At 36.5% G+C, this 16718-nt stretch carries 11 protein-coding genes; 4 read left to right on the plus strand and 7 right to left on the minus strand.

What is annotated here, in order from left to right:
* Positions 1 to 73 precede the first annotated feature (73 nt).
* The 4 genes from MKY49_RS20060 to MKY49_RS20075 all read right to left on the minus strand — a co-directional run bounded on the left by MKY49_RS20060 (position 74) and on the right by MKY49_RS20075 (position 2840).
* Positions 74 to 616 carry an NADPH-dependent FMN reductase gene (locus MKY49_RS20060; protein WP_274794643.1) on the minus strand — a complete coding sequence of 181 codons (543 nt, stop codon included), beginning with the start codon at positions 614 to 616 and terminating at the stop codon, positions 74 to 76.
* 63 nt (positions 617 to 679) lie between these two features.
* Positions 680 to 1297: a nitroreductase family protein gene (locus tag MKY49_RS20065; RefSeq protein ID WP_341386971.1), complete on the minus strand. Its 618-nt coding sequence runs from the start codon at positions 1295 to 1297 to the stop codon at positions 680 to 682.
* Between the two features lie 68 nt (positions 1298 to 1365).
* Complete coding sequence (locus MKY49_RS20070; RefSeq protein WP_274794645.1) at positions 1366 to 2349, minus strand: ring-cleaving dioxygenase; 984 nt, start codon at positions 2347 to 2349, stop codon at positions 1366 to 1368.
* A gap of 56 nt (positions 2350 to 2405) precedes the next feature.
* Positions 2406 to 2840: a MarR family winged helix-turn-helix transcriptional regulator gene (locus MKY49_RS20075; protein WP_274794646.1), complete on the minus strand. Its 435-nt coding sequence runs from the start codon at positions 2838 to 2840 to the stop codon at positions 2406 to 2408.
* 151 nt (positions 2841 to 2991) lie between these two features.
* On the opposite strand from MKY49_RS20075, the gene MKY49_RS20080 reads away from it, so the two are divergent.
* Positions 2992 to 4977, plus strand: coding sequence for a catalase (locus MKY49_RS20080; RefSeq protein WP_274794647.1), 1986 nt, complete (start codon positions 2992 to 2994; stop codon positions 4975 to 4977).
* Positions 4978 to 5013: 36 nt separating this feature from the next.
* On the opposite strand, the gene MKY49_RS20085 is transcribed toward MKY49_RS20080, so the two are convergent.
* Complete coding sequence (locus MKY49_RS20085; protein WP_341386972.1) at positions 5014 to 5478, minus strand: YusW family protein; 465 nt, start codon at positions 5476 to 5478, stop codon at positions 5014 to 5016.
* A gap of 125 nt (positions 5479 to 5603) precedes the next feature.
* On the opposite strand from MKY49_RS20085, the gene MKY49_RS20090 reads away from it, so the two are divergent.
* Positions 5604 to 6961, plus strand: a protein-coding gene (locus tag MKY49_RS20090) for an IS3 family transposase (protein WP_341386973.1) whose coding sequence is annotated in 2 segments (ribosomal slippage) — positions 5604 to 6057 and positions 6057 to 6961 — 1359 coding nt in all. Because the reading frame shifts where the segments join, the coding sequence is not laid out codon by codon here.
* 57 nt (positions 6962 to 7018) lie between these two features.
* Here MKY49_RS20090 and MKY49_RS20095 read toward each other — a convergent pair.
* Positions 7019 to 9229: a YcdB/YcdC domain-containing protein gene (locus MKY49_RS20095; protein WP_274794650.1), complete on the minus strand. Its 2211-nt coding sequence runs from the start codon at positions 9227 to 9229 to the stop codon at positions 7019 to 7021.
* 117 nt (positions 9230 to 9346) lie between these two features.
* Complete coding sequence (locus tag MKY49_RS20100) at positions 9347 to 10519, minus strand: glycosyl hydrolase family 18 protein (RefSeq protein WP_445928417.1); 1173 nt, start codon at positions 10517 to 10519, stop codon at positions 9347 to 9349.
* Positions 10520 to 11169: 650 nt separating this feature from the next.
* Here MKY49_RS20100 and MKY49_RS20105 point away from each other — a divergent pair.
* On the plus strand, positions 11170 to 11589 hold the full coding sequence (locus MKY49_RS20105; RefSeq protein ID WP_341386975.1) for a hypothetical protein: 420 nt from the start codon (positions 11170 to 11172) through the stop codon (positions 11587 to 11589).
* Between the two features lie 13 nt (positions 11590 to 11602).
* Entirely contained in the window at positions 11603 to 16693 is a 5091-nt protein-coding gene (locus MKY49_RS20110) for a DUF4132 domain-containing protein (protein WP_341386976.1), read from the plus strand.
* The last annotated feature ends 25 nt before the right edge of the window (positions 16694 to 16718 follow it).

Consider the following 16718-nt stretch of genomic DNA (forward strand, 5'->3'; position numbering starts at 1 on the left):
TGTAAATGTGAAAAATCCATGCAGAAGTAAAAAAAGCCCATAAGTATATTGAATACCTATGGGTCAGATTAATTTAAATGTATTTTTTTGCCCAGTTTAAGAAGTTATCAATGACAACGTCAAGGAATTTCACAGTGCCTTCATCTGTTAAATTGCCTTCTGCATCGAATTTAGTGTGAACAGCACCAATATAAACATCATTGCCACTTAGTAATGGTGAGTTAATACCAGGAGAGAATAAAATATCACGTAAATGTAATTGAGCTTTTACAGTACCTAAGTTCCCCATAGATGCGCCCATAATGATAGATGGCTTACCAATCATTACTTTATCTACACGAGACAACCAGTCAATGGCATTAACCATCACACCTGGAACTGTACCATTATATTCTGGTGTAACCCATAGCACAGCATCTGCTGCTTTTACTTTTGCTTTAAAATCAAGAACTTCTTGTGGTGCTTCATTTTCGATATCTTGATTGTACATTGGTAAATCCTTTAAGCTTAAAACTTCAAGCTCTAATTTTTCTGTATAACGCTTTTGAATAAAGTGAGCTAATTGCATGTTATAAGATTCTTTACGAATACTACCAACGATGGCTACTACTTTCATGATGTTTCCTCCTAAATGTACATTAAACTTAGTATTTGTATAGCTATTGTATTTTATACCACTTTAATAGTAAGTGGCAAATTCTTCAACTGGCTTTCGATAACCACGAAGACGACGACTACTTTCTTTTTCTTTCCCAATTGTGATCATTAGAGCTATTTCATGTGTTTCTGGTACATTAAATAGTTCACGCATTTTTTGATCATCAAAACCAATCATTGGACAAGTGTCCCAGCCGCGATTTTTTGCAGCTAGTATAAATAACGTGGCAGACAAAGATGCATTACGAATTGCTTCATCTTTCATAAATGCATCCCCACGTTCTTCATAAAAGTTTGTATTTTCAGCTACTAGCTCATCTAATTCACAAGCTGTAATAATACCTAAATCAACCATACCTTGACTTAATTCAGCAGTATTTTTATACGCCTCTTTATCACCTAATACAAGTATTACCGCTGAAGCTGAATGTACTTTATATTGTCCATAGGCTGCTTCTCGAACCTTTTCTTTCATATCTTCATCCAACACCACTATATAATTAGCATGTTGTAAGTTAAATGCTGATGGAGCGAGCTTAACTTCCTCCAAAATAGGACGTATGTCTTCCACAGTCATTTTGACGTCCTTGAGAAAATTATTAGCAGAGCGACGCTTATCAATCAGCTTGGAAAATTCCATTTTTAAACCCCCAATACAGTTATGTATTCATTCAGTAGAGAAACATCTCTCTACTGAATGGAATAGTATTACTCATATTCTTTATCGAACGTAATAGAGCTTCTTACAGTGTCAATTGGACGTACAAGTCCTTCAATCTGTGCGCGTTTAGGTTCTAAAAATGGTGGTAATGATAATTTTTCTCCTAGTGTTTCATATGGCTCGTCTCCCATAAATCCAGGACCGTCAGTAGCTAATTCAAATAAAATTTGCGGTGCAACTCGTGCGTACAATGATTCAAAGAAATGACGATTTACATAGCCAGAAGTGTGGAAACCAAAGCTTTCAAAGCGTGCAGTCCATTCATCTAATACCGCACGATCTTCTACACGGAAGGCTGCATGGTGAACTGTGCCAAAACCTTGACGAGCAACTGGTAACACAGTGTTATGCTCAACAATTATTTGAGCGCCATTCCCTCCCTCACCTACTTCAAATAGGTGGAAGTCGCCTTCTTCAGCAATTTCTTTAAAGAGCATTACTTTTTCTAACATATCTTTAAAGTATTTAAAATTGGCCACACGGACGAATACTGGACCTAATCCTGTAATCGCATATTCAAGTGGAATAGGGCCATCTTGCCAAGGCGTACCAGAAGCAACACCTGTATTATGTTCATCAGAAATAAGCTGATAGTGCTGATCGTCAAAATCAACGAACGACAGAGTTTTCGCACCAAATTGTTCCTTAATACCAGTATGTTTTACATTTAAACGATCAAAGCGTTTAACCCAATAATCTAAAGCTGCATCCGTTGGTACACGGAAAGAAGTTTTTGAAATTTCATTTGTACCATGCACTCCTTTTGGAATGTTCGGGAAATCAAAGAATGTCATATCAGTTCCTGCACTACCTTTATCATCCGCAAAGAATAGATGATATGTTTGAATATCATCCTGATTCACTGTTTTCTTCACTAAACGCATTCCTAAAACAAATGTAAAGAATTTGTAATTCTCTTCAGCACTACTTGTGATAGCCGTTACATGGTGTACACCTTTTAAATGATTCATTTTCTATTCCTCCTACCTATTTATCTCGATATCGAGATATATGTGTAAAAATTTTTTTATTGTTTTAAAGCATTTTTGCCAACCTTTTTAAGAGACAAAATCATTGTGTCCAGCTCTTGAGATTCCAATACTTCAAAAATCTCATTTATTTTTTGTTCATGCTTAGGGAAAATCTCTTCCATCAATGTCTGTCCCTCATACGTTAATAATACGTAAGTAACACGACGATCTTTTGGACACGACTTTCGATATACAAAGCCTTTTTGTTCGAGCTTATCAATCACATAGGTAATACTACTACTTGCAATTAATATTTTTTTACCAATTACTTGAATAGGTTGTTCTCCGCGATGGTACAAAAATTCAAGAACCGAAAACTCGGTTTGATTTAAATCATATTGAAGTAAATCTCTTTTAGTTGCATCCTGAATCGTTTGATATGCTCGGAACAAGACCGTAAATGCTTTTAAGTTACGATTGTTATCCTTCATACGACTCCCTCTTTTACTTCGAATTCAATTATCTTTAATTCGAGATAATAATAACACATTCATTTTTAATCGGCAACTATTTTCTTTCTTCATGTTTGTTATCTTCTTGTACGGGTAGAAGGTAGTTGTAACTTATAAAGGAGGATTCTAAATGAAAAAAGATGTAAATCAAAAACAACAGCAGCTAGAAGCATTCCGAGTAAGTGATAAAGGTCAACCTCTCACAACCAATCAAGGCTTGAAAATATCAGAAGATGAACATTCATTAAAAGCAGGTGAACGAGGACCTACTTTAATGGAAGATTTTCATTTTCGTGAAAAGATGACGCATTTTGATCATGAACGAATTCCTGAAAGAGTAGTACACGCACGTGGATCTGCAGCACACGGAATTTTTGAAACATATGAATGTGCAAGTGACATTACAAAGGCACAATTTTTAAACGGAAAAGGAACCAAAACACCTGTCTTTGTTCGTTTTTCTACTGTTGCAGGCTCAAGAGGCTCAGCAGATACTGTCCGTGATGCACGTGGCTTCGCTACAAAATTTTATACACAGGAAGGTAATTACGATTTAGTCGGCAATAATATTCCTGTATTTTTTATTCAGGACGCTATTAAATTTCCCGATTTTGTACACGCAGTAAAACCTGAACCGAATAACGAAATTCCTCAAGCTCAAAGTGCCCATGATACATTTTGGGATTTCATTGCAAACAATCAGGAATCTGCTCATATGGTGATGTGGCATATGTCGGATAGATCCATTCCACGAAGTTACCGAATGATGGAGGGCTTTGGTGTGAATACCTACCGCTTCGTCAATAAAGAAGGAAAAGCGCATTTTGTTAAATTTCATTGGAAACCTAAACTTGGCGTTAAATCACTTGTCTGGGATGAGGCACAAATCATTGCCGGAAAAGATCCCGATTTCCATCGTAGAGATTTATGGGAATCAATAGAGCGTGGTCATTTTCCAGAGTGGGAGTTGGGTGTGCAGCTAATTCCTGTTGAAGATGAGTTTAAATTTAGTTTTGATATTCTCGATGCCACAAAAATATGGCCAGAAGAGGAAGTTCCAGTACGCATTCTTGGTAAGATGACATTAAATAAAAACGTTGATAATTTCTTTGCTGAAACAGAGCAAGCTGCATTCCATGTCGGACATGTTGTACCTGGTATTGATTTTTCAAACGACCCTTTATTACAAGGTCGCTTATTCTCTTATACAGATACGCAGTTAATAAGACTTGGAGGACCAAACTTCCATGAAATCCCTATTAATAAACCGATCTGTCCTTTCCATAATAATCAGCGTGATGGCTATGGCCGACAAACAATCAATGTTGGGCAAGTTAGCTATCATAAAAATTCCTTAGCTAGTAATACACCAAGCCCTGTCTCTGAAGCAGATGGAGGATACACACATTATCAGGAAAAAGTGGAAGGCCATAAAGTACGTGCACGTAGCGATAGTTTTAAAGACCATTTTTCACAAGCGAGATTATTCTGGCTTAGTATGACAGAAATTGAGAAAAAGCATATCATCAATGCCTTTAGCTTTGAATTAGGAAAAGTAAAGAATAAATCGATTCGAAAACAAGTTGTAGATATGTTTGCTCATGTCAGTTATACACTCGCAGCGTCTATCGCAGATAATATTGGTATTATTCCGCCAGTACAAAAAGAGGTACCCCCTATTACACAAACTTCACCTGCTGTTAGCCAGATCATCAATGCTGTTGAAAGTGCCCAAACTTCTAAAGTAGCGGTAATCGTTTCAGAAAACACGAATGAAAAATTAAATGATCTGATTGCTACTCTATTAAGTGAAAATATAGTAGTTGAACTTGTGAGTACTAAACAGGGCATAATAAATGGTTATGAAGTTCACGAAACATTTTCTACTACTTCTTCAGTGCTCTATGATGGTGTTTATGTTACGGGGACATTCCAAGATTCCTCACTACAAGTAAAATCAGAACAGTTCATTGAAGAGGCCTATCAACATTGTAAAACGATAGGCTTTACAGAAAATATTTCGTTTTTACAGCATATTGCCAATCAAAATGGTGTGACAAACAATCTAAACTCTTTTATTCATTTACTTGCAAAACATCGACATTGGGTACGCTAATCAAAAAGCCAGCTAACGTTTGTTAGCTGGCTCATATTATTTAATTCGTTTAAATTCCTTTTCATTGCCGTCAACAAACTCTACATCCACCTCAATGGATTGAAAGCTATCATCAATATTAAATACTTTGATTACTTGATCAATCACTTTATCATTAGGCGTTGTCGAATCAAAATTCAACTGCTTAAATAACGGCTCTAATTTTGTATAAGCCTCATCACCCTGCAGTTTTTCATTTTTTCGATCATCTTGTAACTTTGCCTCTATCCCTGTTTTCTTATCCTCATACTCTACCTCATAAGACTCCGTTGCAGAGTAATCAACATCTAATGAAAACTCAATAAAATTAAATGTCATTTGGTCTGTAGGTGTTTCACCAGTTTGTTGACTAGCATTCTGACCTGCTGGTGCATTAGCAGGTACATCCTTAACTTCATCCTTATTACAACCATAAAGAATGACAGTTACTAAAGAAACTGCTAATAAAAGTTTACATTTCATATAGACACTCCTTTCTTACATATTCTTCCCCGTTTCCTTTCAAACTAACCTAAAAAAGACATCCCCTTCAATTGAACTGCCCCGTAAAAGTTAGACACCAATCTAACTTTTACGGGGGTTTTTTTATGGCAAAAGTAAAGGCTGAACAACGTATTCAAGCAGTCCAGCGATACTTAAATGGAGATGAATCTATGATTGAAATCGCAGAAGACATCGGAGTGACAAAAAGGGTTGTAAGTGAATGGGTTCGCCGATATCAAAAAAATGGTGTAGAGACTTTCTTAAAGTCCTATACAAACTATTCAGCTGACTATAAAATGAATGTACTAAATTATATGAACGAGACAGGTACATCTTCAGTTGATACAGCTGCTCTCTTTAATATTTCATCTTCTGGCTTAATTCGGGGTTGGAAATTAAAGTTTGAAGTTGGTGGTTATGATGCTCTTGTTTCCAAGAAAAAGGGGCGTCCATCCATGAAAAAAGACACAAAAAGAACAACGAAATCAATACCAGCTGAAGGGTCTGTTGAGGCGTTAACAGCACGTATTAAACAATTAGAAATGGAGAATGCCTACTTAAAAAAGTTGAATACTTTAGTTCAAATGAAAGAAAAATTACCAACCAAATCAAAGCGCAAGTAATTTACGAACTAAAGGAAATCTATGAAGTGGTGGAATTAATCAAAGTCGCTGATATTCCACGTAGTACGTATTATTACTGGGAAAAGCGTTTGAATCGTACTGATAAATACGCTGATGTGAAAGTCGCAATTCAGTCCATTTATCATGAACATAAGGGACGTTATGGCTATCGTCGGATTGCTAAAGAACTTAAAAAATACGGCATTGTTCATGATCCCAAAACGATTAACGGTTTGATGAATGCCATTGGCATAAAATGTGAAGTCCGCATGAGGAAATATCGTTCGTATAAAGGAAAAGTCGGAAAAATTGCCCCAAACATATTACAACGTGATTTTACAGCGAAAAAAATGAACGAGAAATGGGTAACAGACGTGACAGAGTTCCATCTATTTGGTGAGAAACGCTATTTATCACCAGTCCTTGATTTATGTAATGGCGAAATTATTGCATACACGGTAATGAATCGTCCAGTGTATAACCTCGTCCATGATATGCTAGAACAAGCATTGGAGCGCATTCAATCAGGTGATCAAGTCGTTCTTCATTCGGATCAAGGTTGGCACTATCAAATGAAAAAGTATCAACGAACCTTAAAACAACATGGGATTACGCAAAGTATGTCCCGTAAGGGCAATTGTTTAGATAACGCAGTCATAGAAAATTTCTTTGGCTTATTAAAATCTGAACTCCTGTATCTACAAAAATTTGAATCCATGGCACATTTCGAACAGGAACTTCATGACTATATTCATTATTACAATCACAAACGAATGAAGACAAAATTAAAAGACCTAAGCCCGGTGGAGTACCGAACTCAGGTCTTAGAAGTAGCTTAACTAAATATGTCTAACTTTTTTGGGTCAGATCAAATTGAGGAGATGTCTTTGGATTTATTAATAGTAGAAGTTGCGATCACTTGTATTTTCTTGAATTGCTTTTGCTAAACGGACAGTTGAAACAGCAAGGTCTGCATAAGACACATTCTTAGTGGCATTAAAGTTATTTTGCTGTAAATCAATTAGTCCCATACCATTTGCTATGGCAATATGACCTGCATACGCTGGATCAATAGATGCCGCATCAGCAAAGTTTAGTTTGTAAATCTCCTTTAATTTCGCAACATTTTCTAATTGTAAAATTTTAACCGACCAAACTGCTAGCTCTTGGCGTGTTAACGTTTCATCAATTGCGAATTGATTTGCTGGTTGTAAAATTCCCATTCTTACTGCTTGTTCAACAGTTCCATATAATGGATGATTTTTATCGATATTGTTGAACGATTGCTTCTCTCCATCTCCGCCACCGTAATAGCCATATGTTAACGATTTCAGTAAAATCTTTAATGCCTCACCCTTTGTTATAGCAGCATCCGCGTTAAAGTTTGCTAAATCTTTAACTTCTAACACATTTTGATTTAAAAGATAATTTAATTCATTGGCTGCTGTAGGGTGTGAAATCGTAGGCTTCTCTTTTGAGCTATCTACCTGATATAACCACTCACCAGTAATTGCATCAATTTGATTAACTACACTACCATTGAAGATAGGAGCATACACTAAATCATACTGTTGTTTATCTTCTGTATTTTGTTTTACATATTGTAGCTGTAATGTAAGTGCATTACTATATGCCTCTTTTGCTTTTTCATTTGGTATTGCTTGGCTAATAGACGGCCAGTTATTTATCTTTTGTTTATTAACATTCAATGAAAGTAGTGATCCATCAGAGTCAATACCTACACTTATTTCATCTCCAACAACTGCAATACCATTCACTATGCGTGGGAAGGAGAAGTAATATGTTTTACTATATTCATCAATTGCGGGCTCATCGATCGGCATTGAATACTCATGTAAATAAGAAGGAGACCATTGCTTTAAGTATTCAATCGCCTTCGATAATGCAGCATCCTTAGAAAGGACATTTGTTTTATCAGAATTTGTAAAGTCTCTCTTTAGATCGTGATACTGTACAATGTCGCCTGTGGCCTTATTAATTTCAAAAGTGGTACCAGAACCACCATTACTGTACATATACATATAATTTATTGAATAAATTGTCTCACCATTTTCATTTTCTCTTTCATCAACCATTTCAATATTGAGCTTCGCCTTGTCATCGTCAACTTTTAAGAAAGTTTTAGCAAATTCTTCAGCGTCTGCTACTGTCATACCACTTTTTCTTGGTGGTAACTGCTGTGAAGATATTTTTATGGCACTCTTCGTTTTTGGAACTTGTGTAGAAAAGCCATTCGTTGTTTGCCATTGCCCCGTTAAAGCATGTACACCATTAAATCCTGAAGCTGGCATATAGACAAGCTTCACATTACGTGTATCTGAAGAATAATCAACATAATAACGAAGTTCAACCGCTAAATTATCACGTACTTGTGAAACCATTTCTTCCTCATTCTTTTTCTCACTTACATTATCAAAGGATGCTTTATTTATAGATTCTGTATTACGATACATTCCTGTTATTTCTCCATTAGCAAGAACATCAATAGTAATACTTTGATCACCAATCAGCACATCATTATAAGTTGGTGAATAAGAGAATGAATACGTAATTGGTTGGGATAATGGTCGATTGAATCCCATGTTAATATAGTTTAATCCATCATTACGAAGTTTATAGTTCTCTGTATTTGCAAATTTTTTCAGGAAATCTTCTGCAATTTTTTTTGCTTCATTCTCTGAATATTTTGCGGGATACATTGCTTCTGTAATATTAGCTGGCTGGTAATAGAAATGCTCTAACTCTAAATCTTCTCCTTTAAATGTAAAGCCACCATAAATATCTTTACCATTCACTGTTTTATGGAAGTTTAAATCATAACGGACAGTTGTATCATCTCTATAGAAATGACCTCCCCCAGAATTAAAGTCGTTATCCGTTACAAAACTGAACTCATTAGGGAATAGTGCACGTAATTTTTTAATCAGCATGCTTTTTGTAACCTTTGTCTCTGATGCTGCAAGCTGAATTTCAATGCGCTCTGATGGTTCCTTCACATTTGCAGATGCTTGGGAAATTGGTGTAAGAACACCAACTGAAAATGCTGTAGCCGTTAAAATAATACCTAACTTTTTAAATTTACCCAAAATATCCCTCCTAAAATACTATTTACCATAATTATAATATACTTTACTATAATTAGAAATGCATTTGACAGTAAATTTCCACAAAGGAAACATATATTGGGTAATCCTTTGACTGTATCATTTCTTCACCACGTCAAAATTAGCACCTATTAATACCCAATTTTGTGGGAATGGTAATCCCAATTTCCAATAGCCAATACCACGAAGATTATACTGTTTGACAAGATTAAATTTAGCTTGAATAGATCTAGCATCCTCAAACCACACCACATGAGCTCTGCCTTGTTCATCATAGTATTCAAAAAATGGTGCTTGGGCACGCCAATCATACTGAATCGCAGCATTGTAACGTTTGGCAATTTCAATAGCTCTTTGCGGACTAAGCGCCTCTGCATTTGGTCCTCCCTGGACAAATGGTAATGTCCAGTCATAGCCATATAAATTTTGCCCTAGCATAATTTTATTTGCAGGCATTTCACTAATTGCATATTTTACAACTTCTTCTACTTCTGGGAGAGGTGAAACAGCCATTGGTGGGCCTGCCGAATATCCCCATTCATAGGTCATTAGTAAAACAAAGTCCACGATTGCTCCATGTGCCTTATAATCATGCGCCTCCGTCCATGGATTGCGCTCACCTGCACTTATTTTTGGTGCTAAGGCTGTAGATACTGTATATCCTTGTGCATGGAATTTTTCTACTGCCCTTCTTAAAAAATCGTTATAGGCTTGTCGTTGGTCACCTGGTAAATTTTCGAAATCAAAGTGAATGTCTTTAACGTCTCCAAGTTGTCTAGCTTCCGCAAGAATATTCTCAAAGAGTAAATCCTGAACAGCAGTACTTTGAAAAATATCTCTTGCTAATTCTCCGCTAAAACTAAAATTTTCCAGATTCGAAACGACCATAGCAAGAGATGCCCCAGTATCATTTGCAATTTGTGTCACACCTTGACTTGGTGGACTTTGTAGAGTACCGTCCCGTCTTGCCTCATAACTAAATAAAGCTAAATATGTTAAATAGGGACCCGCTTCTCTAGCTTGATTCAAGAGTGTTTCACTAACAGACGTTCCTCTTGGCTCTAAGTACGCTAATGTTTCTGCCCTTGTTTTTGGAGGTTGTGGAATATACAATCTCATTCCAACAGTTAATGGCTGATTCGGATTAATACCATTTACTTGAGCTAGTGTTACATAATTAATACCGAAGCGTTGTCCGATTGACCACAAACTATCCCCGGGCTGTACATAATAAAAGCTCCCGATAATCGGTATTACAAGAGCTTGCCCCACAACTAAACGATTTGGCTCTGGAATTTGATTGGCATCTACAATACTCTGTACCGTTGTCCCATATGCTTGCGCTATACCCCATATAGACTCACCAGCTCGTACAACATGTATTTGAATGGTTTTGCCTCCTTCTAGCTTGATAAAATCATACCTATAAAGCTTATGAATTCCGAAAAGAAAAGATGCCTTTCAACGATTTCACAAAAAACCATTGCTTCTTATACAAATGATTTTTAGGAAAATACATTTTGAATGTATATAACTTTAATGACTTTGCTTTATGTATTTCTGATAGTGTATTGGTAAGCTATCGGTTAGTTCGTATTTTATTTCATCATTCATTTTTTAAATTAGCCCATTGTTTCATATATTGAAAATTTCTTTTATGTCATATCTTCTACTTTTTCTTTGTTATTTTTATAATAAAGCGCAAAATGCTACATTCCACCATGTCATCAATCGTACAAATGTTCTATTTTCGATACTTCTTTGACAAAACTTCACCCCACTTTCTACCTTATCAGTACGTCTCTCCCTACTACTTTTCGTTACACTTTTCCCAAAATAATTTATACAACTAGCATCATATGCCTTATTCTTTTCAAGGTTATCACTCTTGTATAATGAAATTATTGTAAGGAGGTGTTAGATTGCGCTTATTTTACCAACAAAAAGTAATCGGTAAGAAATCTCGTAAGCTTCAAAAAATCCCATTCTCCATTGAGGAACCTGTTACAACTTTACAAGAATTACTCGTCCAGCTTGTGACACAGCAGGTACAACAGTATAACGATAAAAAGGTAGATACCCCGCTTCATCTTTATTTAACAGATCAACAAATAGAAGACGCAGCCCAGCATGGAAAAGTACATTTTGGAGAGAAAAAAAATGACACCTTACAGTCAGTTGACCAAGCTATCTCTACAATGCTTCTAGCCTTTCAAGATGAGCTTTTCTTAGTCCTTCATAATGAGGAGTCACTCGATTCACTTACAACACCATTAACCTTACAGGAAGATGATGTTTTTACATTTATTAAACTAACAATGCTTGCAGGACGCATTTGGTAAGGAGAGGTTTTTCATGACACTTTCACATGAACAAAAAATGCATTTTCAAAATTTAATCGATTCCGCACCTGCCAGTTTACAGCCACTAGCAGCAGCATTACTAAAGTATATGGATAATAGAGATTATGACATTGAACAGCTTATCGCTACTCAGCAAAATCATACACTTGAAGAGCTATTTAGTGGACCTTTTTTTGAGGTACTTTCGCTATTATCTTCACCGGAACGTGCACTGAAAATGAAGCAATTAGCTTTACGTTTTGATACTACGATGTTCCAAACTGGTATTTTACGTCGATCTTTCCGTTCTGCTCAACCAGTCCAAGATCATCTTTTTCAATGTTTACAATTAATAGAAGAAATGCTGACATTCGAGGAAATAAGTCTACAGGAGTTATTGGCAAACCATAGTCAATATGAGCATGGTTCCTATCCGAACTATAGCTCCTATGTCTTGAAAAATGACAATGTAAAAGTAATGGGCTTTCTTGTATTTGAGCAATTGCTTGCTGAAGAACTGTCATTAAATAATCCTTTGATTGAAGAGGCAGTCGAGAGTATTTTATTCGATGAGCATCATAGTACCTTTTTTGGCCATCCATTAATCCGTGGCATTTTCAAATCAAGCAATTGTCGTATGCATGAAGCAGTCGGTAAATTATTAGTAGCAGCTGCGCGTCAGGAAGGGCTACGACAAGTGATTGTGGAAAACATAGATCACGGAAACTTGGAAGCACAAGTAGCGATGATGAAACTTATTCAGGAACATCAATTAACTCGTTTCTCCTCAGTAATACGAGCAATCGATACATGGATGGGTCTTGGCTATAATAGCTTTGAAAATCAAAAAATAACAGAGGAAGTTTTGGCCTTAGCCATCCAAGCAATGGAAGAGGACAATTTCGTCGAGCAACTACTAAAAAGTGAACGAACAATCGATATTTATGTCGGGCTATGGGCCATCTCCACAAAGGATTATACAAAGCTAGATAGTATACTAACAGAACTTTTAAAACGCGATAAACATATCCAACTGACAACACTTGCATTCTTGAAAAACTTATCTAAAATCTCCTTTACTGCACCGTATGTTAAGGATTTAATGTTAACAACAAAGGATATTGAGTTATTTGCCTTTGCATGGGGTAATTTCCTTTATGCCAACCATTATATTAATAGCGAGTATGCAAGCGATAATGAATGGGATCAAATCCTTCAAGACTTTATGAATGAAAATACTCAACTACAAGGCATTGAATATCCCTTATTTGAGCAACTTGAATGGGCTAAAAATGAGATCACGAGAGATGGACTAACTATTACAGGTAAACCTTTATCCTTTGTGCAAGTCCATCTGTCCTTAGAGGATTTAATTTCAACACAAATTATTTTAGCCTATCATATCCAAGACGAGGCATTATTCCAGCGAATTATTGCACACGCAGATTCGTACTCGCCATCAAGTAGAATTGGCTTACTGAATATTTATTGCCTTGACCCTATCACACTAGGTCAACGTGAATTTTTATTTAACTCTTTACGAGATCGAAGCTCCATCAATCGTTCCCTTGCGTTAAAGAAAATACATGCTTTAACACCAACTGAAGATGAAATTATCAGAATCGAAGATCTTTTAGCTAATAAATCAGGGGCTCTTCGCAAAGAGGCTATCTCTCTCTTGAAAGTTCAGCCACAGGACCATTTACTGCAAAGTGCTGAAAGACTAATAAAAGACAGCAAACAATTGAAAAGACTTGGAGGACTTGAATTATTATTAGAAGCCTCTAAGGAATATGACTTAGCAAGCGAACAAATTAGCGCTTTATGCACCTTATTACCAAAAGTAACCAAAAACGAACAAGTGCTATTAGAACAATTAATTACAAAGAATGTACCGGAGTATAACGAGAGCAATGGTTTTGGCTTATATACACCCCATCATCCTATTCAATACGATCGTATTACCGATGGTGCTATTCAGATGAGTGATGAAGAACCTTGGCAGCAGCTAGTTCCTTTCTATGTACAGACACCTAAACCATTTGAAAAGTTCTTACAATATGATATTGAAAACTTATTAACAAAGCTTGAAGAACTTATTGAAATACTTGATGATTACGCTGAATTGGAGTATGAAACATACCAATGGAATGACACGCCAATTGCTACTACATTAGGTCAAAGATATAGTGTCCTAGCATCTAAAACAGATAATAAACGACATGCTAGTCTTGATGTTTACCCTATTCCTGAGAACATTGTTCAATGGATAAAGACATCTATGTTTAGTAAAGAAGACTTAGCCTATTTTAATTTTTACAATGGTCTATCAGTATATCCTGCTGCTCGTGATCTTTCCAATGCAGCTCAAACTCTTATCAAACCTTTCTTCGATTATAAAGAAATCAAAAAACGTGTTGCACAATTTAATTCCTTGAAATATAACTATACACTGCAACAAATTTTTTCAGTTTTGTCACAGGACATTGACACTATTTCAGGAGAGATGGCGCTGCATAAGGAAGCACTCGCATTGCTAGAAAAGCATGCACCTGAATTTAACAGCTTTGAGCAGGCAATAGGTATCATGCTACAGCTATTCAACGAAATTCCTGCAGATCAGTGGCAACTTGATGTTAGAGATAAAGGTTATTATTACTATCGTTCTACATCAACCATTATTGATTTAGATGTTATAGAAGTATTTGTTGATCGATGCTGGTCTGATTACTCAACGTATGGCGAATTTGTCAAAATGTTAGCTATCAATGAAGAGCTAACAAAACGCATGAACAAAGAGAGCTATAGCCCAAATTTATACAATTTATCTATATTCCAATATTTAGAAGCTATGAAGACTGGCTTGTTAACTCGCGACCATTTATTCGAAGCAATCTTTACCAACACGCTCGCATCAGAAATTTTTAATGAACCAACTAAATTACTTGAACGTTATCAACCGTTATTTGAAGACTTAAACGATTTCCTTGCCATTCGTGAACAAGCAATCGATCGTATTTTAGCCATTGAGCTCAAACGTGGTGATACACCTACTGCTGTTACAAAGCTAGCGAGTAGTATTTCGTATTTTGAAGGAATCGATTATTTCTTCAAAATTCTCCAGGCCTTAGATGGAGAAAAACTTGCACGAGGCTATATTTGGCAAGCTGAAACAAAAAAGGATGTATTCTCGCGATTGTTAACTAGCTGCTACCCTAAAAAAGAAGAAACAGCACAGCAATTAAAAGAAGCATGGGAAAAAACAGAAATTTCTATAGAACGTTTAATTGAAGCCATGATGTATAACCAGCATTGGATTGACCTGGTTAGTGAAGTAATTGGTTGGAAAGGACTAAAGGAATCAGCTTGGTATTTTATCGCGCATACAACCGATTCTTTATCGGACTTTGCTAAAGATCAGATTGCCCTCTTCTCCAGCATAACAGCTGAAGATTTTCGTGATGGTGCATTCGATTTAGCCTGGTTCCAAAGTGCCTACCAAACACTCGGTGCAAAAAATTTCAAACTTGTCTATGATGCAGCAAAATATGCTTCAGAAGGAGCTAATCATCGTAGGGCACAGCTTTATGCAGATACTGCCATTGGTAAGCTTAGTTCAAAACCATTAATGCAAGAAATCCAAGACAAGCGTAATAAAGATAAACTACGTGCATTAGGCCTTATCCCACTAAAAAAATCAGATGATAAAGATGCCTTAACACGCTACCAATTTATTCAACAGTTTTTAAAGGAAAGTAAGCAATTTGGCGCTCAACGTCGCGCAAGTGAGGCACGGGCTGCAAGTATAGCAATGGAAAATTTAGCACGTAATGCAGGTGATGGAGAAGCTACTCGCTTCACATGGCGTATGGAGTTATCAGCCTTTGACGATATCAAGCATTTATTTAAAGCACAACAGATTGAGCAAATAACAGCTCATTTGCAAATTGAAGAAGATGCATCTGTTAGCATTATCGTTGAAAAAGATGGCAAACGTCTAAAAAGCATTCCTGCTGCATTAAAGAAGCATGCCGACATTGTAACCTTGCAAGAAGCTCGAAAAAGTTTACAAGAGCAGTATAAACGGGCAAGGCCAGCACTTGAGCAAGCAATGGAATTAGAAACAGTATTTTCAGCTAAGGAGCTCATCAATTTATTAGCCCATCCAATACTGGCTCCATTATTACAAAAGCTAATCTTTATCAGTGATGAGCATGTTGGAATGCTTACAGCTGACGGTTTACGTTTAGTATCGAATGATACGATGTCGCTTGCCCCAACATCTACTATCAAGATTGCTCACCCACATCATCTTCTTGAAAGTGGTCAATGGAGACAGTGGCAAGCTCATATGTTCGAACACAAAATACAGCAACCATTTAAGCAAGTGTTCCGTGAGTTGTACCTTATCAATGCAGATGAAAAAGCACAAAAACAATCATTGCGTTATGCTGGACATCAAGTAAATCCATCCCAAACTGTAGCCTTGTTGAAAACAAGAGGCTGGCAAATTAGTTATGAAACAGGGCCAAGAAAAGTTTATTACAAGGAAAATATTGTAGCATCCTTGTATGCTCAAGCAGATTGGTTTACCCCAGCAGAAATTGAAGCACCTGCAATTGAAGGGATATATTTCTATGATCGTTTAACTGGTAAAGATATCGTCTTAGATGACATTCCTGCAACGATATTCTCGGAAATCATGCGGGATCTTGACCTCGTTGTTAGCGTCGCTCATGTTGGTGGTGTAGACCCAGAAGCTAGCCATTCTACCGTTGAAATGCGCAGTATCATCGTAGAAGAATTGGCCAAATTATTAAAGCTAAACAACGTGGAAGTGAAAAAACAGCATGCCCTAATCGAAGGTAAACTAGCAAGCTATTCCTTGCATTTAGGTAGTGGCGTGGTACATCAAATAGGTGGATCAATGATACCGATAATTGCAGTACCATCGCAACATCGTGGTCGAATCTTCTTACCAATGGTGGATGACGATCCACGCACAGCTGAAATTATGTCAAAACTATTACTGTTAAGTGAAGATACAAAAATTAAAGATCCTGCCATACTAGCTCATATTCGGAGCTATGAACAAATGCTTTAACAAACATTAATTAAAACAGGTGACG

It is taken from the genome of Lysinibacillus sp. FSL M8-0134 (assembly GCF_038069745.1).
GTDB classification, from domain to species: Bacteria; Bacillota; Bacilli; order Bacillales_A; family Planococcaceae; genus Lysinibacillus; species Lysinibacillus irui.

Bases quoted from the DNA above. Each gene is read 5' to 3' on its own strand.
- MKY49_RS20070 (WP_274794645.1), bottom strand. From the start codon at position 2,349: ATGAATCATTTAAAAGGTGTACACCATGTAACGGCTATCACAAGTAGT.
- MKY49_RS20060 (WP_274794643.1), bottom strand. From the start codon at position 616: ATGAAAGTAGTAGCCATCGTTGGTAGTATTCGTAAAGAATCTTATAAC.
- MKY49_RS20065 (WP_341386971.1), bottom strand. From the start codon at position 1,297: ATGGAATTTTCCAAGCTGATTGATAAGCGTCGCTCTGCTAATAATTTT.
- MKY49_RS20075 (WP_274794646.1), bottom strand. From the start codon at position 2,840: ATGAAGGATAACAATCGTAACTTAAAAGCATTTACGGTCTTGTTCCGA.
- MKY49_RS20110 (WP_341386976.1), top strand. From the start codon at position 11,603: ATGACACTTTCACATGAACAAAAAATGCATTTTCAAAATTTAATCGAT.
- MKY49_RS20085 (WP_341386972.1), bottom strand. From the start codon at position 5,478: ATGAAATGTAAACTTTTATTAGCAGTTTCTTTAGTAACTGTCATTCTT.
- MKY49_RS20080 (WP_274794647.1), top strand. From the start codon at position 2,992: ATGAAAAAAGATGTAAATCAAAAACAACAGCAGCTAGAAGCATTCCGA.